This is a genomic window from Haloferax gibbonsii ATCC 33959, from assembly GCF_000336775.1.
In the GTDB taxonomy this organism is placed as follows: Archaea; Halobacteriota; Halobacteria; order Halobacteriales; family Haloferacaceae; genus Haloferax; species Haloferax gibbonsii.
In genome coordinates, this window is record NZ_AOLJ01000005.1 from 178,521 (window position 1) to 202,100 (window position 23,580).

Annotated in this window: 15 protein-coding genes; 14 read left to right on the forward strand and 1 reads right to left on the reverse strand. The window is 69.2% G+C overall.

Annotation, left to right across the window (positions count from 1 at the left end):
- The first annotated feature begins 2 nt into the window (after positions 1-2).
- On the forward strand, positions 3-1,259 hold the full coding sequence (locus C454_RS02080; protein ID WP_004972143.1) for an outer membrane protein assembly factor BamB family protein: 1,257 nt from the start codon (positions 3-5) through the stop codon (positions 1,257-1,259).
- 36 nt (positions 1,260-1,295) lie between these two features.
- Here the strand turns inward: C454_RS02080 and C454_RS02085 are convergent, their stop codons facing one another.
- Positions 1,296-3,485, reverse strand: coding sequence for a VWA domain-containing protein (locus tag C454_RS02085; RefSeq protein ID WP_004972145.1), 2,190 nt, complete (start codon positions 3,483-3,485; stop codon positions 1,296-1,298).
- Between the two features lie 44 nt (positions 3,486-3,529).
- Between C454_RS02085 and cobN the strand changes: the two genes are divergently transcribed.
- The 13 genes from cobN (at position 3,530) to C454_RS02150 (ending at position 23,343) form a co-directional block, all read left to right on the forward strand.
- Positions 3,530-7,390, forward strand: a complete 3,861-nt coding sequence (gene cobN / locus C454_RS02090) for a cobaltochelatase subunit CobN (protein ID WP_004972148.1) — start codon at positions 3,530-3,532, stop codon at positions 7,388-7,390.
- On the forward strand, positions 7,383-8,063 hold the full coding sequence (locus tag C454_RS02095; protein WP_004972149.1) for a precorrin-8X methylmutase: 681 nt from the start codon (positions 7,383-7,385) through the stop codon (positions 8,061-8,063). The genes cobN and C454_RS02095 overlap by 8 nt, the downstream gene beginning before the upstream one ends.
- On the forward strand, positions 8,056-8,880 hold the full coding sequence (locus C454_RS02100) for a cobalt-precorrin-7 (C(5))-methyltransferase (RefSeq protein ID WP_004972151.1): 825 nt from the start codon (positions 8,056-8,058) through the stop codon (positions 8,878-8,880). Before C454_RS02095 ends, C454_RS02100 begins: the two co-directional genes overlap by 8 nt.
- A 75-nt stretch (positions 8,881-8,955) precedes the next feature.
- On the forward strand, positions 8,956-10,152 hold the full coding sequence (locus C454_RS02105; RefSeq protein ID WP_004972152.1) for an ABC transporter substrate-binding protein: 1,197 nt from the start codon (positions 8,956-8,958) through the stop codon (positions 10,150-10,152).
- A 99-nt stretch (positions 10,153-10,251) separates the two neighbouring features.
- Complete coding sequence (locus C454_RS02110; protein WP_049904913.1) at positions 10,252-12,078, forward strand: IucA/IucC family protein; 1,827 nt, start codon at positions 10,252-10,254, stop codon at positions 12,076-12,078.
- Between the two features lie 196 nt (positions 12,079-12,274).
- Positions 12,275-13,705, forward strand: a complete 1,431-nt coding sequence (locus tag C454_RS02115) for a diaminobutyrate--2-oxoglutarate transaminase (RefSeq protein ID WP_275039247.1) — start codon at positions 12,275-12,277, stop codon at positions 13,703-13,705.
- A complete protein-coding gene (locus tag C454_RS02120) occupies positions 13,702-15,255 on the forward strand; it encodes a pyridoxal phosphate-dependent decarboxylase family protein (protein WP_004972159.1) in 1,554 nt (517 codons plus the stop codon). The genes C454_RS02115 and C454_RS02120 overlap by 4 nt, the downstream gene beginning before the upstream one ends.
- Positions 15,252-17,033, forward strand: a complete 1,782-nt coding sequence (locus C454_RS02125) for an IucA/IucC family protein (protein WP_004972161.1) — start codon at positions 15,252-15,254, stop codon at positions 17,031-17,033. The genes C454_RS02120 and C454_RS02125 overlap by 4 nt, the downstream gene beginning before the upstream one ends.
- Complete coding sequence (locus C454_RS02130; protein WP_004972163.1) at positions 17,030-17,725, forward strand: GNAT family N-acetyltransferase; 696 nt, start codon at positions 17,030-17,032, stop codon at positions 17,723-17,725. The genes C454_RS02125 and C454_RS02130 overlap by 4 nt, the downstream gene beginning before the upstream one ends.
- Entirely contained in the window at positions 17,722-19,095 is a 1,374-nt protein-coding gene (locus C454_RS02135; protein WP_004972165.1) for a lysine N(6)-hydroxylase/L-ornithine N(5)-oxygenase family protein, read from the forward strand. Before C454_RS02130 ends, C454_RS02135 begins: the two co-directional genes overlap by 4 nt.
- Positions 19,092-21,071, forward strand: a complete 1,980-nt coding sequence (locus C454_RS02140) for an IucA/IucC family protein (protein WP_004972167.1) — start codon at positions 19,092-19,094, stop codon at positions 21,069-21,071. The genes C454_RS02135 and C454_RS02140 overlap by 4 nt, the downstream gene beginning before the upstream one ends.
- Positions 21,068-21,916 (forward strand): polysaccharide deacetylase family protein, encoded by an 849-nt coding sequence (locus C454_RS02145; protein WP_004972168.1) that lies wholly within the window; start codon positions 21,068-21,070, stop codon positions 21,914-21,916. The genes C454_RS02140 and C454_RS02145 overlap by 4 nt, the downstream gene beginning before the upstream one ends.
- Positions 21,916-23,343: an MATE family efflux transporter gene (locus tag C454_RS02150; protein WP_004972170.1), complete on the forward strand. Its 1,428-nt coding sequence runs from the start codon at positions 21,916-21,918 to the stop codon at positions 23,341-23,343. Before C454_RS02145 ends, C454_RS02150 begins: the two co-directional genes overlap by 1 nt.
- Positions 23,344-23,580 lie beyond the last annotated feature (237 nt).

Below are 23,580 nucleotides of genomic sequence, written 5' to 3' on the forward strand. Positions count from 1 at the left end.
CGATGGCACCGTCCCCACTCACGGCCCGCCGCGACCTCGGGGAAGTCGAGCCCGCGAGCAGTCGCCACAACTGGGCGCGCTCCGCGGTCGAAGCGACCGCCGACGCCGTCTTCGTCGGGACCGCGGACGGCCGCGTCGTCGCGCTGGAGACTGCTACCGACGCGACCAGTGCCTCCGACGCCGCGCCCGACGCCGGCGAGCGCTGGCGGGCGCGCGGTGAGCACTCCGTCGTGTCGATGGCCGCGACAGACGACGCCCTCGTCGTCGGCGAGCGCGGCGGCGACGGGCTGGTTCGCGTCCTCGACGCCGAAACGGGCGTCGCCCGCTGGACGTACGCGACGGCCGACGACGTGGGCACGGCGACGAAGGACTCGCTGTTCTTCCGACCGTACGTCGTGGACCTCGCGGTGACGGGCGACAGAGTCGTCGTCGCCGCCCGGCGCTACGAGCGGGACGGCGAGGACAGGGCCTGGCGGAGCGTCGTCCTCGGGTTCGACCGAGACGGACGGCTCGCGTGGCGCAGACACGTCCACGCGTCGCCCATCGCGGTCGCCGCCGAGGGGGACCGCGTCGCCGTCGCGTACAACCGCTGTCCGAACCCCGAACAGGACGGTCTCGTTCTGCTCGACGCACACTCCGGGGCGCGGGTCGCGTCGTGGGACCCCGACACCGACGGGGACCGACGCGTCGGCGACGTGGCCTTCGCGGGCGACGCCGTCGCCGTCGCCAGCCACGGCGACAAACGCGGCTACCTCATCGATTTCGACGGGGAGACGCGGTGGCGACTCGACCTCGCGACCGAGCGCCGCGTCGGCGACGAGACCGTCTACGCCTACCCGAACCACGTCTGCGTCGCCGACGGAACCGCCGTCTTCGTCACGGGGAACACGTTCGCCGGGTCGACCCGCGACCCGGACGCGCGACACCCCGACGAACACACCGCGGTCGGCGTCTCGGTCGACGAGGGCGAGCGCCTGTGGACCCGCGACACCGGCGGGTTCGCACGGGCGGCCGTCGCCACCGGCTCGCGGGCGTTCGTGCCGTCCGCCCAGCACTTCCGGGAGCGAGAGGCCGAGCGCCACGGCGTCCACGTTTTCGCCCCCGACGCGGGGCACGTCGAAACGGAGGGACTCCCCGGTATTCCGACCGCCGTCGCCGCGGGCGGGGGCGTCCTCGCGGTAGTCGAGGAGCCGGTCGAGTACCACGACGAGGGCGTCACTCGCGGGGCGTACCGACTCCGCACGCGACCGATTCGATAGGAGCACACCATGCCAAAAGAGACGACCGAGTCCCGGCTACTGACCGTCCGCCGAGCGCGCGGCCTCGGCGACCCGCTCGGCCGACAGGTCGGACAGGGGAATGCGCCGCGCGCCCGTCTCGGAGACGAGGATGTCGGTCACGCCGATACCGTCGTCGCCGGCGTCGACGACGACGACCGAGGCGTCGGCGGTGGCGAGGTGCCGCGCCGCCGACCGGGTCTGTCCGGTGGGACTGCCGTCCGCGACGTTGGCCCGGCCGTCGGTGACGACGACGACGAGCGCGGCGTCGGCGTCCGAGCGGTCGATGACCCGGCGCGCGGCGTCCAGCCCGGACGGAAGCGGCGTCCTGTCGCCCGTCGGGAGCTCCTTCAGGTGCCGCGCCGCCAGCGTCACGCTGTCGGTCGGCGGGAGCAACACCTCGGCGTCGTCGCCGGCGACGGCGACGAACGCGACCTCGTCGCGCTGTTCGTAGGCGTCTTCGAGGAGCGACAGCACGGTGCCTTTCACCCGCCGCATGGCGGCGCGCATCGACGCGCTCGCGTCCACGACGAACACGACGAGCGTCTCGGCCGACCCGCGGGCGACCGCGGTTCTGAGGTCCGACCGGGTGACGCGGGAGCGCCCGGCCGAGGCCGCGGCCCGGACCGAGGCGGGAACGTCGATGTCGTCGGTCTCGGTCGCCGGTTCGGTCCGCACCCGCGAGCCTCGGCCCTGCCGCGACTCCCGAACTGCGGCGCGGCTCCCGTCACCGGGCGTCTCCGCGTCGAGGGTCGCCTCTTCGACCGGCGGGCGCTCGGAGTCGCCGATGGCGGCCCGGCTCTGCCCGGGGAGAAGCGGCGTTGCTTCGTCGGGGTCGTCGTCTTCGGGGCCGTCATCTCCGGAGTCGTCGGTATCGCCGTCTCCGGAACTTCCGTCTGCCGAATCGCCGTCTTCGGGTCCGCTCTCGTCGGCCCCGCCGACCGCTCCACCTCGGTCGTCGCAGCCGGCATCGTCCCCGTCATCGTCGTCCCCGGCATCGGAATCAGAAGAATCTCCCGCGGCGTCGGAACCGGCTTCCTCGCCACCGTCGTCGTTGCGGCCGTCGCCTCCACCGTCGTCGTCTCTATCGCCACCATCGCCGTCGTCTCCCCCGTCACTATCGCCGTCGCCACCGGCACCTTCGCTCCCGTCACCGCTACCATCCTCCTCGCCGTCACCGTCGTCCCGGTCGTCTTCCCCGTCGAAGTGGTCGTCGAGCACGTCGTCGACGTTCGGGTCGTCGTCGAACGGACGGCTCTGCAGTCGGTGGGGGAGCGCGAGCGCGGCCGCCTCGCGCACGTCGCTTTCGAGGACTTTCGTCCGGCCGTCGAGCGCCGCGAGGGTGCGGGCCGCGCGGGCGATGGCGATGTCGGCGCGGTGGCCCTCGACGCCGGCGTCGACGCAGAGTTCGGCGATGTCGCGCTTGAACTCGGCCGGGAGCGCGACCGAGTCGAGGCGGTCCGTCGCCTCGCGGAGCGCGGTTTCGAGCGCCGCCGTCCCCTCGCGGTGGGCGTCGGCGACCGTCTCCGGGTCGTCGCCGTCCGCCAGCGCCCGGTCGATAATCTCCACGCGGTCGTCGATGTCGCGGCTGCCGACGACGGTCGCCTGGAGGGCGAAGCGGTCCCGGAGCTGGGGGCGGAGGTCGCCCTCCTCGGGGTTCATCGTCCCGACGAGGGTGAACTCGGCGGGGTGTTCGACGCTCACGCCGTCGCGCTCGACGCGGTTGACGCCGCTCGCGGCCGCGTCCAAAAGCAGGTCGACGAGGTGGTCGTCGAGGAGGTTCACCTCGTCCACGTAGAGGATGCCGCGGTTCGCGCGGGCCAAGAGCCCGGGGTCGAACGACGCCTCGCCGTCGAGCGCGTCGGCGACCGAGAGCGTGCCCGCGACCCGGTCGCGGGTCGCGCCGAGCGGGAGCGTCACGAGCGGGACCGACCGGCGCTCGACCGCGGGGTCGTCGCGGGCGCGACACGAGTCGCACTGGCGGGCCGGGTCGTCCGGGTCCGGCGGACAGCCGTACGGACAGCCAGCGACGACTTCCTGTTCGGACAGGAGGTCGGAAAGCGCGCGGACCGCGGTCGACTTCGCGGTTCCCTTCTCGCCGCGAACGAGGAGTCCGTCGAGGTCGTCGTTGGCTCCGACGGCCAGCAACGCTCGTTTCAGTTCGTCTTGCCCGACGATAGCCGAGAACGGCAGCGTCTGAGTCGTCATCGAATGCGAAATCGTACTTGCAGTAAGACAATAACACTTTATCAATGACACCGACAATCGGACTGTACACAGCGACGGAAAACGAGTTGGGCGCGGTCCAGCGGGCCGCGCGCCGACTCGACGGAATCGACCTCGTCGTCCGCTCCGCGAGCGATTTGGACGACGTGACCGACGCGGACGCCTTCGTCGACGAGTTGGAGTCGGCGACGGCGGCCGTCTTCTGGCTCCACGGGGCCGAAGACAGCATGCCCGGCTACGACCACGCGGTCGAACGGCTCGAAGCGGCCGGCGTGCCGCTCGTCGTCAAGGCCACCGGCGACGCCTTCGCGCGGCGGGACACGACCGTCGCCGACGCGGACCGCCGGCGCGTCTGCGACTACCTCGACCGCGGCGGCGCGGTGAACGTCGAGAACCTCTGTCGGTTCCTCGCCGCCGAGTACGCCGGCGTCGAGACCGAAGTCGACGACCCGGTCGAACTCCCGACAGAGGGCGTCTACCACCCGGACTACCCCGGCGTCGAGTACGACGAACTGCTCGACACTCACGATCCCGACAAGCCGACCATCGGCGTCTGGTTCTACGAGTCCCACTGGACGCACGCGAACACCCGGTACGTGGACGCGCTCGTGGAGCGACTCGAGTCGCTCGGCGCGAACGTCCTGCCCGCGTTCTGCAACCCCGCGACCGACGAGGAGGGACAGGAGAACGCCGAGTGGGTCGCGCGAAACTGGTTTTCGGACGACGACGGCCCCGTCGTGGACGCGGTCGTCAGCTCCTTCATGTTCTCGCTGTCGATGAGCGAGCGCGGCCGCGACGCCGACGACGAGGGCGCGGACGCCGAGGACGTGTTCCTCACCGAACTCGGCGTTCCCGTCTTACAGGCCGTCACGACCATGCGCTCCCGAAGCCGGTACGAGTCGAGCGACACGGGCGTGATGGGCTTCGAACTCGCGCTGTCGGTCGCGCTCCCCGAGTTCGACGGCAACGTCATCACCCACCCGATAAGCGGGAAAGAGCGGATGGAAGACGAGGCGGGCGTCGGGAGCGCGCCGAAACAGCACTTCCCCATCGAGGACCGGGTCGACCACGTCGCCCGACTCGCGGTCAACTGGGCGCGGCTCCGCCACCTGCCGAACGACGAGAAGCGCGTCGCGGTCGTCCTCCACAACTACCCGCCGAGCGACGACGGCATCGGGACGGCCTTCGGGATGGACAGTCCCGCGAGCACGGTCAACCTCCTGTCCGAACTCCGGGGTCGGGGCTACGCCGTCGGCGACCTCCCCGCGGACGGGCAGGCGCTCATCGACGACCTCACCTCGCAGTTGACTCTCGACGACCGCTGGGTCGCGCCCGAGGACGTGCGTGACCTGAGCGTCGACGTGGTCTCACCCGACCAGTACGCCGACTGGTTCGCCGACGCCGACGAGCGATTCCGAGACAACGTCGTCGACGAGTGGGGCGACCCGCCCGAGCGACCCTTTGCGATTCCGGGCGTCGAGTTCGAGAACGTCCTCGTGACCGTCCAGCCCCCGCGCGGCTTCGGGATGGACCCCTCGAAAGTGTACCACGACTCGGACCTCCAGCCCCCGCACGACTACGTGGCGTTCTACGCGTGGCTCCGCGAGGCGTTCGAGGCCGACGCCGTGGTCCACCTCGGCACCCACGGCAGCCTCGAATGGCTCCCCGGCAAGACCGTCGGCCTGAACGGCGAGAGCGCACCGGACCAACTGGTCTCGGCCCTCCCGAACGTCTACCCGTACATCATCAACAACCCCGGGGAGGGGACGCAGGCCAAGCGCCGGTCCTACGCGGCCATCGTGGACTACCTCACGCCGGTCATGCGCACCGCGGGGACCTACGACGACCTCGCGGGCCTCGAAGAACTCGCCCGCGAGTACCGCGAGGCCGGCATGGATGAAGCCCGACCGGAGCGCGGCGACCAACTCCGCGAACTCCTCCTCGACGCGGTCGACGACCTCGACCTCGCGGTCGAACTCGGGTTCGAAGACGCCGACGCGGTCGGTGACGCAATCGGCGACGCGGATGCCGAAGTCAGTTCCGAGCAGGTGGACTTCGACGAACTGGTCGAGCGCGTCCACGAGTACCTGACCGACGTGAAGACGACGCAGATTCGGATGGGTCTCCACACGATGGGCGAACCGCCCGAGCGCGACCGACTCGTGGAGTACCTCGTCGCGCTCACCCGCCTCCCGAACGCCGACACGCCGAGCCTCCGCGAGAGCGTCGCGGGCGTCATGGGCGTCGACTACGACCGGATGCGAGACGAGCCGGGGACGTACGACGACGACCTCGGGATGTACCTCTCGGAGGCCGCAGACCGCGTCTACGACCAGTGCGTCGAACTGGTGTCGGCCCTTGCCGAACGCGACTTCGACGTGCCCGAGTCGGAGGCCGACGCCGACCCCGACGACGAGGTGAACATGAACCTGCTCGTCGTCGATATCGACCAACTCGGCGACGCGCGGGCGAAACGCGGCGCGCACGACGACCTCCGCGAGGTGCTGGCGTTCGTCTGCGACGAGGCGGCCCCGCGAATCGCGGCCGCTGAAGACGAGATTCCGCAGACTGCGGACGCCCTCGACGGCGAGTACGTCCGCCCCGGCGGCTCCGGCGCGCCGACCCGCGGCGGGGTGGACCTGCTTCCGACCGGGCGGAACTTCTACACGCTCGACCCGCGGAAAGTCCCGGCCAAGCCGGCGTGGAGCGTCGGCGAGCGCGTCGCCGAGGGCGTTCTGGACCGCCACTACGACGACCACGGTGAGTACCCCGAGGAGTTCGGGGTCGTCGCGTGGGGGACGCCGACGGTCCGGACCCGGGGCGAGACCATCGCGCAGGTGCTCGCGTTCATGGGCGTCGAACCGGTGTGGACCGACGCGGGCCGCGTCGACGACGTGGAGCCGATTCCGCTGGACGAACTCGACCGCCCGCGAATCGACGTGACCACCCGCGTCTCGGGGCTGTTCCGCGACGCGTTCCCGCAGGCCGCGAGCGTCGTCAACGACGCCGTCGACGCGGTGGTCGAACTCGACGAGCCCCACGAGATGAACTACGTGAAAAAGCACGTCGAGGAGGACGCCGCCGAGTTCGAATCGGAGGGCGTCGACGCCGACGAGGCCGAGACACTGGCCAAACACCGCGTGTTCACGACGACGCCCGGCGGCTACGGCGCGGGGACGAACAAGGCCGTCGACGAGGGCGAGTGGGACGACCGGAGCGACCTCGCGGACGTGTTCGTCCAGTGGGGCGGCTACGCCCTCGGGAGTCGCGGCAGCGTGACCGAGGCCCACGACGCCTTCGAGCGCCGCTTGAGCGGGGTCGAAGCCACGGTGAAAATCGAGGACACCGCCGAACAGGACGAGTTCGACTCCTCCGACTGGTACGCCTTCCACGGCGGGTTCGTCTCCGCCGTCGGCGAGATTTCCGGGAGCGACCCGGCCTCGTACGTCGGCGACTCCAGCGACCCCGACAACGTCAGCGTCTACACGAACGAGGAGAAGGTCCGCAAGGCGATGCGGGCGCGCGTCCTCAACCCCGACTGGCTCGACAGCATGGAGGAACACGGCTACAAGGGCGCGGGCGACCTCTCGACCACGGTCGACGTCGCGCTCGGCTGGGACGCGACCACGGGCGTCGTCAGCGACACGCTCTGGGAGAGCCTCGCCGACGCCTACGCCTTCGACGAGGACCGACAGGAGTGGCTGCGCGACGTGAACCCGTGGGCGCTCGAAAGCATCACCGCGACGTTCCTCGAAGCCATCGACCGCGACCTGTGGGACGCCGACGACGACGTGAGAGAGCGGTTGCAGGACATCAACCTCTCCGTGGAGGGCGACCTCGAAGCGAACACGACGAACGCCATGACGCAGACCCAATCCGATGACTGAACGAGACGCCTACGCCGACCTCGGCGCGACGACGCAAGAAGCGATGGACATCGCGGAGACGAGCATGGACATCGTCCGGACGTTCGTCCCCGACGAGACGCTGACCGACCGACTGCGACAGAAGGCGGTCCACTCGACCGGCGACATCGAGTTCCAGCACCTCATCCGGTGCCAGAACGACCCGGTCGTCGCGGGCGCGAGAGCCGTCCTCGACGAGCGACCCATCGTGACCGACATCACGATGGCGAAAGCCGGTATCACCGGCCGCGGTCACGACTGCCCGGTGCGGAAGGCAATCGGAAACGGAGCCGAACTCGCCGCCGAGACGGGCATGACCCGGACCGCGGCCGCGGTGCTCGAACTCGACAAGGAGGGCGTCTACGACGGCGCAATCGCGGTCGTCGGCAACGCGCCGACCGCCGCGTTGGCGCTGTGCGACTGCATCGAAAACGGGACCCGACCGGCGGCCGTCGTCGCGACGCCCGTCGGGTTCGTGAAGGCCGAAGAGAGCCGAAAACGCGTCCGCGAAATCGCCGACGAGTACGACGTGCCCGCGGTGACGAACGTCGGGAAACGCGGCGGAAGCGGCCTCGCGGCCGCGCTCACGAACGAGCTGATTCACGTCGCGAGCGACGTTCGCAACGGCGACGTCGACCTCGAGGACCATGCGTGAGGACGACCCGTACGACCTCGATTCCGGGGTGGACCCGGCGACGTTCGCCGCGGCCGCGCCCGAACCGAGCATCGACGGAATCGACGGGAGCGGCGAGGACGCCGAGGGCTCCGCGGTCGCCGACGCGCCGGTCTACGCGGTCGGCGTCGGCCCCGGCAACCCGGAGTATCTGACGCCTCGCGGGCGGCGAGCGATTCGGGAGGCAGACGTGGTCGTCGGTTTCGAGACGGTCGTCGACTTCGTTGCCGACGAGACCGACGCCGACCTGCTCACCTGCGGCTACGCCGACGAAGCAGAGGCGCTGTCCGAGTTCGGGAGGCGCGTCGCGGCCGGCGAGCGCGGGACGGCGGTCCTCATGGGCGACCCGAACCACTCGGGCTACCAGTTCCTCGGGAAAGTCCAGCGGGCCGTCGAGCGACCGGTGCGGGTGATTCCGGGTATCTCGTCGCTCCAGATAGCCGCGAGTCGCGCCCGGACGCCGATGGAGGACACGCGGTTCGTCACGCTCCACAAGAGCGGGTCGCTCGACGCCGACCTCGACCGACTGGCCGGGGCGGTCGGCGAGCGCCACCTGCTCGTCCTGCCGCGGCCGTTCGACTGGATGCCGGGCGACATCGCGGAGTTCCTCGTCGATTCGGGCGCGGACGAATCGCTGGACGCGCTCGTGCTCGAACGGCTGACCCACGACGACGAGCGAATCACCCGAACCACGCTCGGCGACCTCCGCGAGTCGGCCGGCGGGAGCGGTCCCGACTCGACGCCGTACTCGGATCTCTCGGTCCTCGCCGTCAGAGCGCCCGTCGACGCGACAGACTGAGCCGCCCCACACGGCGGTAGTTAGGCTCGCCTAAATTTCGAAGACGTTTTAACCATTTAGGGAAGCCTAAAACACATGGCAAACGACGGACACAGCGGTCGAGAATCGACGCGGCGCGAGTATCTGCAGTACGGCGGGGCGGTCGTTGCGGGTGGTCTGCTCGCCGGCTGTACCGGTGGCGGCGGGTCGGAGACGACCGAATCCGAAACCGAGACGACCACGGCGGCGACGACCGAATCGACAACCGAGGCCGAGACTGAGACGACGACCGAGACATCCGAGTCCTACTCGGTATCGATAGAGCCGATGGGGGAGGTCACGTTCGACTCGGTCCCGGAGACGTGGGTCGCGAACAACGGCAGTTGGGCCGACATGGGCGTCGCGCTCGGCCTCGACGCGCCGATGGGGGTCTGGCTCACCGGCCGGTACCACACGCAGTACTACGACGAGATTCCGGGCGTGAGCGTGGACAAATCGTCGATTCGACAGCTCTGGGGCGACAGCGGCGTCGGCAAAGAGCAGTTCTACGACATGGACGCGGACGTGCACATCGCCGACCCGAACTTCCTCAAGAACCGCGGTCAGTGGAGCGACGCCGACGTCGAGGAGATCAGCACGCAGGTCGGTCCGTTCTTCGGCAACAGCATCTTCTCGCGCGGCTACGCGTGGCACGATGACTACCGTTACTACGACCTCTACGAGGCGTTCGAGAAGCTCTCGCAGGTGTTCCAGCGCGAGGACCGCTTCGAGGCGTTCGAACAGGTCCACGACGAGTTCCAGGCGAACCTCGCGTCGGTCGTCCCCGGGCAGGGGGAGCGGCCCTCGGCCGCCGTCGTCTGGGGCGGCGGCGACGAACCCGAGGAGTTCTACCCCTACATCATCGACGAGGGAACGAGCTTCAAGCACCTCAACGACCTGAAAGTCAACGACGCGCTCGCGGCGACCGACGTGAAGGACTTCTTCAGCAACCGCGGCGCGGTCGACTTCGAGACGCTCTTGGACGTCGACCCCGAGGTAATCCTCCTGCGCGGACAGGAGGCCAAGGACCGCGAGGAGTTCCAGAACACGGTCATCTCGTTCATGGAGAACCACGAGGTCGCGAGCGAGCTCACCGCCGTCAAGAACGACGACGTCTACCGCGCCGGCGGACTCTACCAGGGCCCCATCACGAACCTCGTCGTCACGGACCGCCTCGCGCAGACGCTGTACGACGCCGACGAGCGCCTGTTCGACGCCCAGCGCGTCAGCGACATCGTCAACGGCGACCTGTAGTCGGTCCCGCTTCGCGGCCCCGCTTTTCCCGTTTCGCTCCGCCGTCGAGCGGCGCGTTCCGCCAGAATTCTTATATGTTTTTAGGCCAGCCTAAAACACATGGCGACCAGCCGAGATATCGGGCGGACACCGGCGGCCGACGCGGCCCCGGACGACCGCGCCGCGTCAGCGACATTGCACAGTTTCCTCAACTGCTACCTCCACGAAATCGGCGGTCACGAGGTCGTCGACGCGGCCGAAGCGCCGCTCGAGGCCGACTGTAAACGTGGAGTTCGACTCCCGCTTCCGGAGCAGAAAATCGAGGTTTTCGTGCCGCTTTCGTACTATTCCGACGGGGGCCGACACCTGTTCGGCGGGCCCGGCGTCTCCGTCCTCCCGGACGGCCGGGTCATCGACCTCGACTACCTCCGGCTTGCGCGATTGCTCCTCGAAGAGCTGTCGCTCGCCCGCGACGCGCCGGGTGCGGTGGACGAACTGCTCCTCCGGGTCGTCGAGAGCTGTCGGAACACCGCCCGGGCGGTCGAGGCCCGCCGCGGCGACGAAGCGCGACTCTACGGCTTCGAGACGACGTTCCGCGACGCCGAGCAGTCGCTCGTCTTCGGCCACCACCGACACCCGACGCCCAAGAGCAGGCAGGGCATCGCGCCGCACGACGAACCGCGGTTCGCGCCGGAGCTACGCGGGTCGTTCCGGCTCCACTACTTCCGGGTCGCGTCCGACCTCCTCGACCACGACTCGACGCTCGACCGGAGCGCCCCGGCGTGGATAGCCGACGCGCTCCGAGCGGACGAGGCGGTGCCCGAGTCGTTCGCCGCCGAACACCTCGACGGCGACACCGACGACGGACTCGTCCCGGTCCACCCGTGGCAGGCCGACTACCTCCTCGCACAGCCGGCGGTTCGAGCGCGCCTCGGCGACGGCATCGAGTCGCTCGGCGAGGTCGGCAGAGAGTTCTACCCGACCACCTCGGTTCGGACGCTGTACTCGCCGGACGCGCCGTTCATGGTCAAAGGCTCGCTGAACGTCAAAATCACCAACTCCGCGCGGGTCAACAAGCGGCACGAACTGGTCCGCGGCGTCGCCGTCAGCGAGCTGCTCGACGCCGGCCTCCGCGACGTTATCGACGCCGAGTTCCCCGAGTTCGGTCTCGTCGACGACCCGGCCTACGTCACCGTCGACCTCGGCGACGGCGAGTCCGGCTTCGAGACCGTCCTCCGCGAGAACCCCTTCCGCGGCGACGCGGCGACGAACGCGACGCCCGTGGTCGCGCTCTGTCAGAATCCCATCGGCGAGCATCGCTCCCGGCTCGGGACCATCGTCGGGACGCTCGCGGAACGCGAGGGCCGCCCATCTGGCGCGGTCGCCGAGTCGTGGTTTCGGCGGTACCTCTCGGTCGGGCTCCGGCCGGTGCTGTGGCTCTACCTCCGGTACGGCTTCGGCGTCGAGGCCCACCAGCAGAACAGCGTCGTCCTGTTGGAAGACGGCTATCCGACCGCGTTCCGCTACCGCGACAATCAGGGCTACTACTTCCCCGAGTCGCGGTACGACCGACTCGACGACTTCCTCCCCGGCGTCGGCGAGCGCACGGACACCGTCTGCGGCGACGACATCGCGGACCAGCGCATGATATACTGGACGGTTCTCAACAACGCGCTCGGCGTCGTCAGCGCGCTCGGGCGGAGCGGGCTGGTCGAGGAGCGGCGACTGCTCGCGGCGCTCCGCGAGGAACTCGAATCGCTCCGCGGGGTCGACGCGCCGGGGTCGTCGCTCCTCGACCGGTTGCTCGCCGAGCCGACGCTGACCCGCCAGTCGAACCTCCTGACGCGGTTCCACGACATCGACGAACTGGACGACTCGCTCGACGACGCGCCGCTTTTCGTCGAGGTCGACAACCCGCTGGTGACGGCGTTCGACGGGGTGCGGTGAGCTAACGCGGCGGCGACGCGAGCGGCCGACTCGACCCGGCGCGGCCGGCGTGCGGACAGAGAAAACCGTCGAACGCGGCGGGCGGCGGGTCGTCGCGGACGCTCCGCGGCGATCGAGTAGCGGCCGCGCTGTCCCGATATTATTCAAATTCAATATGCCTGCAGTAAACTTTTTGTATTTTTAGGTTAGCCTAAAGCTGTATGCTCGACAGCGACAGACCGACGACGAACCGACGGAGGAAAGGGCGATGACCGACCCGACGGCCGGCAACGAGGCGTTACTCGAACAGCAGGCCGCCCGCGAGTCGAGCGCGCGGACCTACCCCCGGCACCTCCCGCACGCGATACGGGAGGCCTCGGGCGTCACCGTCACCGACATGGACGGCGAGGAGTACTACGACTGCCTCGCGGGGGCCGGCACGCTCGCCCTCGGGCACAACCACCCGAGGGTGGTCGAGTCGATGGAGCGCGTCCTCGCGGAGGACCGCCCGCTCCACACCCTCGACATCACGACGCCCGTCAAGGAGCGGTTCGTCGACACGCTGTTCGACAGCCTCCCCGACGAGTTCGCCGACAACGCGCGGGTGCAGTTCTGTAGCCCCGCCGGGACCGACGCCGTCGAGGCCGCGCTCAAACTCGTCAAGACCGCGACGGGCAACCGGAGCGTCCTCGGGTTTCAGGGCGGCTACCACGGCATGACCAACGGCGCGCTGAGCCTGATGGGCGACACGGACCCGAAGGAGGACGTGCCGGGACTGATGCCCGACGTACACCACCTGCCGTATCCGTACGAGTATCGGTGTCCGTTCGGCGTCGGCGGCGAGGAGTGTCACGAACTCGCCGCCCGGTACGTCGAACGCACCCTCGACGACCCCGAAAGCGGCATCACTGACCCCGCCGGGATGGTGGTCGAACTCGTGCAGGGCGAGGGCGGCGCGATTCCCGCGCCCGACGACTGGACCCGAGAGATGCGGCGGATGACCCGCGAGCGCGACATCCCGCTCGTCGTGGACGAGATTCAGACCGGCCTCGGCCGGACCGGCGAGCTGTACGCCTTCGAGCACGCCGACATCGTCCCCGACGCGGTCACGCTCTCGAAGGCGATCGGCGGGTCGCTCCCGCTTTCGGTCGTCGTCTACGACGAGTCGCTCGACGTCTGGGAACCGGGCGCGCACGCCGGGACCTTCCGGGGGAACCAACTCGCGATGGCCGCCGGCATCGCCACCATCGAACACGTGCTCGAACACGACCTCGACGACCACGCCGCGCGCATGGGCGACCGACTCCGCGGCCACCTCGACGCGACGAAGCGCGCCCACGACGCCGTCGGCGACGTGCGCGGTCGCGGACTGATGCTCGGCGTGGAACTCGTCGACCCCGCGGGAGCGCCCGACGCCTGCGGGCGCTTCCCGGCGCATCCGGACCTCGCCGACGCCGTCCGCGCGGCGTGTTTCGACCGCGGACTCATCGTCGAACTCGGCGGCCGCCACGGGAGCGTCGTCCGGTTCCTCCCGCCGCTCGTCGTCACCCCGAACGACGTGGACGCCATCGGGAGCATCTTCGCGGACGCCGTCGAGGCCGCAATCGAGGCGGTCGACGCCGACGGCCGCCGGGAGGTCGCCGCATGAACGACGTCGGCGGCGTCGACGGCGTCGGCGAGCGGCGCGACCCGCGGCCGGACGCCGCGAAGTGGTTCCTGAGCGGCGGCGACGACGACCGAGCGCGCTACCGAGACGCGATTGGCCGGGCGTGCGACCTCGTCCTCGACGAGTTCGCCGACGAGGCGACGCCGTACTCGGGGGCGACGCCCGAGGAGCTCGACGACGCGCTCGCCCGGTTCGAGATGTTGCCCCACGAGGGCGACGGCGTGGCCGCGGCGCTCGACCGTACCGAGCCGGTTCTGCGAAACTCCGTCGGCGTCTCAGACCCGGCCTGCGTCGCGCACCTCCAGTGTCCGCCGACGATTCCGGCGCTCGCGGCCGAGGTGCTCCTGACCGCGACGAACCAGTCGATGGACTCGTGGGACCAGAGCCCCGCCGCGACGCAGCTCGAACGGCGGTTCGTCGACGAGCTGTGCGAGCTGTTCGGCTACGAAAACGGCGACGGCGTGTTCACAAGCGGTGGCACGCAGTCGAACTTCGTCGGCCTGCTCCTCGCGCGCAACAGGGTCGTACTGGAGGAGTTCGGCGTCGATGTCCAGCGCGAGGGGCTGCCGCCGGAGGCGCGGGACCTGCGAATCCTCTGTTCGGCCGACGCCCACTTCACCGCCACGCAGGCCGCCTCGCACCTCGGCCTCGGCGAGAACGCCGTCGTCACCGTCCCGACCGACGACGACCGCCGCCTGTCGATGGAGGCGTTCGACGACGCGGTCGCGGACCTCCGCGAGCGCGGAAAGCGCCCGTTCGCAATCGTCGCGACCGCCGGGACGACGGACTTCGGCAGCATCGACCCGCTGGGGCCGCTGGCCGACCGCGCGGCCGAACTCGACTGCTGGTACCACGTCGACGCCGCGTGGGGCGGCGCGCTCGCGCTGAGCGACGACCACGCCGACAAACTCGCGGGCGTCGAGGCCGCCGACTCCGTCGCGGTCGACTTCCACAAGCTGTTCTACCAGCCGATTAGCTGCGGCGCGGTCCTCGTGCGCGACGAGTCGGCGTACGACCTCATCGACCGCAACGCGGCCTACCTGAACCCGGAGCGCGACGACGAAGCGGGCGTGCCGAATCTCGTCTCGAAGTCCGTCCAGACGACCCGGCGGTTCGACGCGCTCAAACCCTTCGTCACGATGCAGGCGCTCGGCCGCGAGGGACTGGCGTCGATGGTCGAGTACACCATCGACCTCGCCGACGACGCCGCGAGGCTCGTCGAGGCCGACCCCGACCTCCGCCTCGTCCACGACTCCGAGCTGAACGTCGTCGTCTTCCGGTACGTCCCCGGCGACGGACGGAACGGTGACCCCGACAGACGCGGCGCCGACGAGGTGAACGAAGCTATCCGCGACTCCCTCCTCGACGACGGCGAGGCCGTGGTGGCTCGGACCACCGTCGACGGCGAGACGTGCCTGAAGCTGACGCTCCTGAACCCCCGAACGACGCGCGAGGACCTCCGAGAACTCCTGCGCGAGGTTTCGACCCGCGGCACCGCACTCGAAACGACGACCGACGACCGACACGCATGAATCCGAACGACACGGCCGAGTCAGCGACGATGCACAGCTTCCTGAACTGCTACCTCCGGGAGACGGGGGACTACACCGTCGTCCCCGCCGGGGACGCACCGGTCGAGACGGACGCCGACGAAGTCGTCCACGCGCCGCTGTTCCACCAGGGCGTCGACCTCTACGTCCCGCTTTCGTACCGGTCGCCGACGGACCGCCACCTGTTCGACCTCCCCGGCGTCTACCGGCTTCCGCGGGGCGAAACGCTCCCGCTCGAGTACACGATGCTCGTGACGCTCGTCACGACCGAACTCAGACTCGACCGCGACGACACCGGCGCGGCCGACGAACTCCTCCTGCGAGTCGTCAAGAGCTGTCAGAATATCGAACAGTTCGTCGAGGCCCGCGAAGGCGACGAGGAGCGACTCTACGGCTTCGACACCACCTTCCGCGACGCCGAGCAGTCGCTCGTCTTCGGCCACCCGCTACACCCGACGCCGAAGAGCAGACAGGGCATCCCCGACCACGAGTCGCGGACCTACGCGCCCGAACTCCGCGGGTCGTTCCCGCTGGCGTACTTCAGCGCCGACCCCTCGCTCGTCTCGCAGGACTCCGCGCGCGACGACTCGGCGGCCGAGTGGGTCGCGTCGGCGCTCCGAGCGGACGAGTCGGTCCCCGAGTCGTTCGTCGCCGAACGCGTCGACGCCGACGAGGTGCTGGTTCCCGTCCACCCGTGGCAGGCCGACTACCTCCGCGCGCAACCCGAAGTGCAGGCGCACCTCGGCGACGGCCTCGAATACGTCGGCCAAGTCGGCAGGGAGTTCTATCCGACCTCCTCGGTTCGGACGCTGTACTCGCCGGACGCGCCGTTCATGGTCAAAGGCTCGCTGAACGTCAAAATCACCAACTCCGAGCGGACGAACAAACTCCCCGAACTGGAGCGCGGCGTCGCCGTCACCGAACTGCTGGACACCGAACTCGGCGACGACCTCGAAGAGCGGTTCCCGGCGTTCGACGTCGTCCGCGACCCGGCGTACCTGACGGTCGACCTCGGCGACGGCGAGTCCGGCTTCGAGACCGTCCTCCGCGAGAACCCCTTCCGCGGCAACGCGGCGGCGAACGCGACGCCCGTGGTCGGCCTCTGTCAGGACCACCTCGGCGACGGGTCGTCGCGGCTGGCGACGCTCGTCGAGGGAATCGCCGAGCACGAGGGCAGACCGACCGGTGCGGTGGCTGAAGACTGGTTCCGCCAGTACCTCGAACTGTCGGTTCGGCCGGTGTTGTGGCTCTATCTCGAACGCGGACTGGGCGTCGAAGCCCACCAGCAGAACAGCGTCCTGACGCTCGACGGCGGCTATCCCGAGACGTTCCGCTACCGCGACAATCAGGGCTACTATCTCCCCGAATCTATGTACGAGGAGGTGGACGCGCTCCTGCCCGGCATCGGCGAGCGCGCCGACACCGTCTGCCCGGACGCCGTCGCCGACGAGCGCATCCGCTACTACGTCATCATCAACAACGCCCTCGGCCTCGTCAACGCCTTCGGCACGGCCGGACTGGTCGACGAACGGCGCCTCTTGGAGGTCCTCCGCGAGGAACTCGAATCGCTCCGCCGGTACGACCGGCCGTCGTCGTCGCTGCTCGACGACCTCCTCACCAGGGAGACGATTCCCTGCAAGGCGAACCTGCTCACGCGGTTCCACGACATGGACGAACTGGAGGGCTCGCTGGCGAATCAGTCGGTGTACGCCGACATCGACAACCCGCTGGTCACGGAACTGGAGGTGCCGACGCCATGACCGGGTCGAACGCGGGTGCTGCGGCCGCGGCGACGCGAACGAACGGAGGGCGCGAGTACGCGTATCGGGCTCGAAACGAGCGCATCGACCGGACCGTCGCGTTCGCCGAGGTCGACCCGACCCTCGATTTCGACCGGCTTCGCGCGTGGTTCGGCTCCGACCACGTCAAGCCGTACTGGCAACTCGACCTGCCGGAGGCGGCGTTTCGGGCGAAGCTCGATTCGAAGCTCGGCGACGACCACCTCACGCCCTACGTCGGCCTGTTGGACCACACGCCGATGAGCTACTGGGAGACGTACCGCGCGGCCGACGACGCGGTCGGCGAGCGCTACGACGCGGAGCCCGAAGACCGCGGCGTCCACCTGCTCATCGGGCCGCCGGAGTACCTCGGACACGGCTACGCAGTTCCCCTCCTGCGGGCGATTACCGCGTTTCAGTTCCGCGCGACCGACGCGGGTCGCGTCGTCAGCGAACCGGACGTTCGCAACGAAATCGCCATCCGCGTCTTCGAGCGGTGCGGCTACGAGCCGCAGGGGCGCATCGACCTCCCCGACAAGGAGGCGCTGTTGATGCACTGCGAGCGCGAGCGGTTCTTCGACGCGGTTGGGGAACCCGCGGACGTGGACGTGGACGTGAACGGCGGTTCCGACGCCGACACCGCGGCCGACGCGGAGTCGGAGGTGGGGCGATGAGCGAGACACCCGTCCACGACGTGGTCGGCGTCGGCCTCGGGCCGTTCAACCTCGGGCTGGCCGCCATGCTCGACGGCGCGCCCGACGACGTGGACGCGGTATTCCTCGAACAGGACGCCGAGTTCGCGTGGCACGAGGGGATGCTCATCGAGGGGACGACCCTCGAAGTGCCGTTCCTCGCGGACCTCGTGACGCTGGCCGACCCGACGAACCCCCACAGCTACCTCAACTACCTGCGGGAGACGGGCCGCATCTACGAGTTCTACTTCTACGAGACGTTCCAGATTCCCCGGCGGGAGTACGACGACTACCTGCGCTGGGTCAGCCGGCGACTCGACGCCTGCCGGTTCGAACGCCGCGTGACGGACGTCGAGTGGGTCGAAGACGGCTACTTCGAGGTGACCGCCCGCCACCCCGAAAGCGGTGAGGAGCACCGCTACCGGGCCGAGGACGTGGTGTTCGGTGTCGGAAGCCGGCCGCACGTCCCCGAGAATCTGGGGGGACAGCCCGAGCGCGACGTGTTCCACACCGCGGCGTACCGGAGCCGAAAAGAGCGGTGTCTCGACGCCGACTCGATAACCGTCGTCGGGTCGGGCCAGAGCGCCGCGGAGGTGTTCTTGGACCTCTTGGAGGCGCAGGCCGACGCGGACTACCGACTCGACTGGCTCACGCGCTCGGAGGGGTTCTTCCCGATGGAGTACTCGAAGCTCGGACTCCAGCACTTCACGCCGGAGTACACGTCGTACTTCAACGACCTCCCGCAGGAGACCCGCGACGAGGTGTACCCCGAACAGGACCTGCTGTACAAGGGCATCGACGTGAACACCAGCGCCGAGATATACGACGCGCTCTACCGTCGCTCCATCGGCGACCGCGACCCCGACGTGGGGCTGTTCGCCATGACCTCGGTGGAGGGCATCGAGCGGGTGTCCGGTTCCGACGGACCGCGCTACCGCCTCGACTGCGAGCAGTGGCAGTCCGAGACGCCGTTCGCCCACGAGAGCGAGGTCGTCGTCCTCGGGACTGGCTACCACCGGCCGACGCCGAGTTTCCTCTCGTCGCTCGAATCGCGCATCGAGTGGGACGACGAGGGTCGCTACCGCGTCACCGACGACTACCGACTGCGCCTCGACGACGACGTGACGGGGCGCATCTTCGTCCAGAACGCGGAACGCCACACCCACGGCGTCGGCGCGCCCGACCTCGGCCTCGGCTGTTATCGCAACGCGCACATCGTGAACCGACTCTGCGACCGGACGGTCTACCCCGAAGACGAGGACACCGTGTTTCAGGACTTCGCCGTCGAGCGGTTCCTCGAAACGACCGGCGGCGCGACTGCGGCGGTATCGACGGCGGAGGAAGACGAATGAACGGACCGGAACTGCGGACGAACGGACGGACGGGACGCACAGGACAGATAGACGGACTGGAGACGCTCCGGACCGCGCTCGACGCGGACCGGTGGGCGGACGTGAGCCGCGACCTGCTCACGAAGCTGTTCGAGGAGTTCCTGTACGAGGAGTTGCTCGACCCCGAAGCACGCGGCACCGACGGCGAGTGGACCCGGTACCGGCTGGACTACGACGGCGCGGCATACCGGTTCGCGGCCCAATCGCGGCCGTTCGACAGTTACCGGGTCGACCCCGACAGCATCGAGCGGCGGGACGGAGACGCCGGCGGCGAGACGGAGAGCGGAGACGCCGACGAGAACCCGACCGAAACCGGAGACGGGGAGGGCTGGCGGCCCGCGACCGACCCCGTCCAGTTCCTCCTCGACGCGCGGGAGTCGCTCGGCGTGGCCCCCGAGACGGCGAGTCACCTCGTCCGGGAGTACAACAACACGCTGGTCGCCGACGCCCACATCGACGCCCGCAAGGCCGAGACGGACGAGAGCCTGCTGGACATGCCGTACGCCGCGGTCGAAGGCGAGATGGAGGGCCACCCGTGGTTCACCATCAACAAGGGCCGCATCGGCTTCGGCTACGACGACTACCGGGCGTACGCCCCCGAGCGCAAGACGCCGCAGTCCCTCGTCTGGGTCGCCGCGCGCCGCGACCGCGCCGACTTCCGGAGCGTCGAGGGACTGCGGTACGAGTCGCTGATAGCCCAGCAACTCGGCGAGGCCGCGGCGGAGTTCGACGCGACGCTCCGGGCCGGCGGTCACGACCCCGACGACTACTACTACCTCCCGGTCCACGAGTGGCAGTGGAAAAACACCGTCGCACAGCTGTTCGCCAAGGACGTCGCAGCCGGCGACATCGTCCCGCTGGGGACCGGTCCCGACAGTTACCTCCCGCAGCAGTCGGTGCGGACGCTCACGAACCTCACGGACCCAGAAAAGCCGCACGTCAAGGTCCCGATTCGCGTGCTGAACACCATCGTCTATCGGGGACTGCCCGGCGAGCAGGCGCGCGCCGCGCCCCGGGTCACGGAGTACGTGCAGTCGATTCGCGACGACGACCCGTTCCTCCGCGACGACTGCGAGTTGGTGCTGCCGGGCGAGATTGCGAGTCTCAACTACGACCACCCCGAGTTCTCGCAACTGGACGACGCGCCGTACCAGTACCACGAACTGCTCGGGGCGGTGTGGCGCGAGAGCGTCGAGGCCCTCGTCGACGACGACGAGCAGGTGCTCACGCTCTCGGCGCTCATGCACGAGGACGCCGACGGCACGCCCGTCGTCTCCAAGCTCGCCGAGCGGGCCGGCTGTTCCATCGACGAGTGGCTAGCCGACTGCTTCGACGTGCTGCTGCCGCCGCTGTTGCACTACCTCTACCGCTACGGGATGGTGTTCATGCCCCACGGGACGAACACGATGCTCGTCCTTCGGGACGGCCGGCCGACCCGGCTGGCGGTGAAGGACTACGTGGACGAGATCGCGGTCAGCGAGACGCGACTACCGGAACTCGACAGACTCCCCGACGGCCTGTACGAACACGACGACATCGTCCACCGGAAGTCGCCGGACGGGATGTGTCAGCACATCGTCGGCACGCTGTTCGTCTGCGTCCTGCGCTACGTGGCCGACCTGCTGGAGCGCCGCGAGGGCTACGACGAGACGCGCCTGTGGCGACAGGTCCGCGCGAGCATCGAGCGGTACCACGAGCGGTTCCCGGAACTGGAAGACCGCTTCGAGCTGTTCGACCTGTTCAAACCGGAGTACGACAAGCTCTGTCTGAACCGGAATCGGCTCGTGGAGTACGGCTACGACGACGACCACGCGCCGCCGGCGGTGACGGCCCACGGAACCGTCTCGAACGCGCTTTTCGACCTCGAACCGGCGGCACGGGCGGGAGGCGAGGACGGAGACCGGCGATCGGAGAGCGACGCGAGAGGCGACCGATGAGCGACGAACTGTTCGCGCGCGTCGATTCGAACTACAAGCCGGACCCGTGGGGCGAGTACCGCGCCGCGGCGACGTTCACGTTCGACCTCGACGCCAACGAACTGTGGCGCGCGGCCGCCGCGCTCGACCCGGAGTTCGCCAGGTTGGACTACCGCGGCGACTACGGGCCGGAAGTCGGCGTGCCGCGGCTCGTCGAACTGTTCGAGAAGTACGACGTGAACTGCACGTTCTTCGTCCCCGGCAAGGTCGCGGCGGAGTGGCCCGAGGCGGTGAAGCTCCTCCACGAACACGGCCACGAAATCGCCCACCACGGCTACACGCACGTCTCGCCCCGCGAGATGTCCGCCGAGCGCGAGGCGACCGAGTTCCGACGGACCATCGAGGTGTTCGAAGACCTCACCGGCGAGCCACCGGTCGGCTACCGGACCGTCGGCGGGATGCGCGACCAGACGCTCGACCTCGTCGAGGACGCCGGGATGCTGTACGACGCCTCGTGGCAGGACACGGACATGCCGTACCTCCGCGAGGACCGCGACCTCGTGGAGATTCCCAACGACTACCTGTTGGACGACTTCGTCTACTGGGGGTTCAACATGGGTCCGACGTTCGAGTTTCAGTCGGGTATCTCGCCGCACGATCCCGTCTTCGACACGTGGGAAGCCGAGTTCGACGGCATTCGCGAGCGCGGCCGGCTGTTCGTCTTGACGATGCACCCGCAGATTGTGGGCCGAGCGAGCCGCGTCGACGCGCTCGAATCCCTGCTCCAGCGGATGCTCTCGACCGGCGACACGTGGGTGACGACCTGCGCGGAACTCGCGCGCTACTGGCGCGACCGATACGACTGATGGGTCGCGTGACGAAGCTCCGAGCGCGCCTCGACGGCCTGTTCGTCAGCCCGTCCGAACTCGAGTTGACCGAGGGAGGCATCGCGAGACCGCTTTGCTACCTCGCGCTCCCCATCGTCGTCACGAACCTGCTCCAGACGGCGTACAACGTCGCGGACACGCTCTGGCTGGGGCGCTACGGTACCGAGGCGCTGGCGGCCATCTCGTTCGCGTTTCCGCTGGTGTTCCTGTTCCTCTCGCTGGGGCTGGGGCTCTCTATCGCCGGGAGCGTTCTCGTCGCCCAACACACCGGCGCGGGCGAATCGCTCGACGCGGAGCGGGCGGCGGCGCAGACGCTCACGTACACGGCCATCGCGGCCGTCGGCGTCGGCGCTGTCGCCTACGTCGCGGTCGACGACGTGCTCGCGTTCATGGGCGCGTCACCCGCAGTCCTCCCGCTGGCGACCGCCTACATGCGCATCGTCTCGCTGGGGATGGTGTTCGTGTTCGCGTTCTACGCGTTCATCTCGCTCATGCGGGGCCGCGGCGACACCGTCACGCCCATGCTCGTCATGGCGGGGTCGGTCGCGCTCAACGTCGTCCTCGACCCGATTCTCATCTTCGGCTGGTGGGGCGCGCCGGAACTCGGCATCCGCGGGGCGGCGATAGCGACGGTGTGCTGTCGCGGGCTGGCGGCCGTCGTCGGCGTCGGTATCCTCCTCGACGGACGACGCGGGCTTCGGCTCCGACCGGGGCAGTTCGTCCCGAGCGCCGCGGCCGCGAGGCGGCTGTTCCGACTCGGCCTGCCGACCGCCCTCGAAGAGACCGGACGAGCGGTCTCAATCAATCTCCTCTTGGCCGTCGTCGGGCTGTTTTCGACCGGCGTGGTCGCGGGCTACGGGGTCGGGACGCGTGTATTCTCGGTCGTCGTCCTCCCGACGGTCGCGTTCGCGAGCGCGGTCGAGACGATGACGGGACAGAACCTCGGCGCGGGAGCGACTGACCGCGCGACGGCGACTAACCGCTTCGCCGCGGCGTTCCTGTTCGGCGCCATGAGCGCCTGCGGCGTCGTCGTCTGGGTGGCCGCCCGTCCGCTCGTCGGTCTGTTCGCGGCCGACGCGACCGTCGTCGACGCCGGCGTCTCCTTCCTCCGAACGATTGCCCCCTCGTTCGGATTCGTCGGGTTGATGCGCGTGTTCACCGGCGGACTGCGCGGGGCGGGGCGGACGACAGCGGCGTCGCTCATCGTTATCCTCGCGCTCGGCGTCGTGCGAATTCCGGCCGCGTTGTTGGGGGCGAGCGCCCTCGGTCCCGGCGGCATCTGGGTCGCGTTCGCCGCCTCGAACGTCGTCGGCGGCGGCGTCGCGTCGCTGTGGTTCTACCGGGCCGCCCGGCGGCGCTCACTCGCTCGAAGCGGTGTGAGGGGGGCCGTGGCCGGCGACGACTGACGCCCGCGGGGCGGCCGAGGACTCATCGACGAAATCACAGATTGAATATATTTTGGGCCGAGATATCTGACACGTTTACGCAGTAGGGGTAGACGAGATTATTCGCAGACTCACGTGTGGCCCAGACATCCTGTAAGAGCCCATCTTCAGCGACAAAACGACTATTCAGATATGAGTCAAACGGAATCGAATCATCGAGATACGTTGACTATTTTATAGGAACTATGTAAATATCCA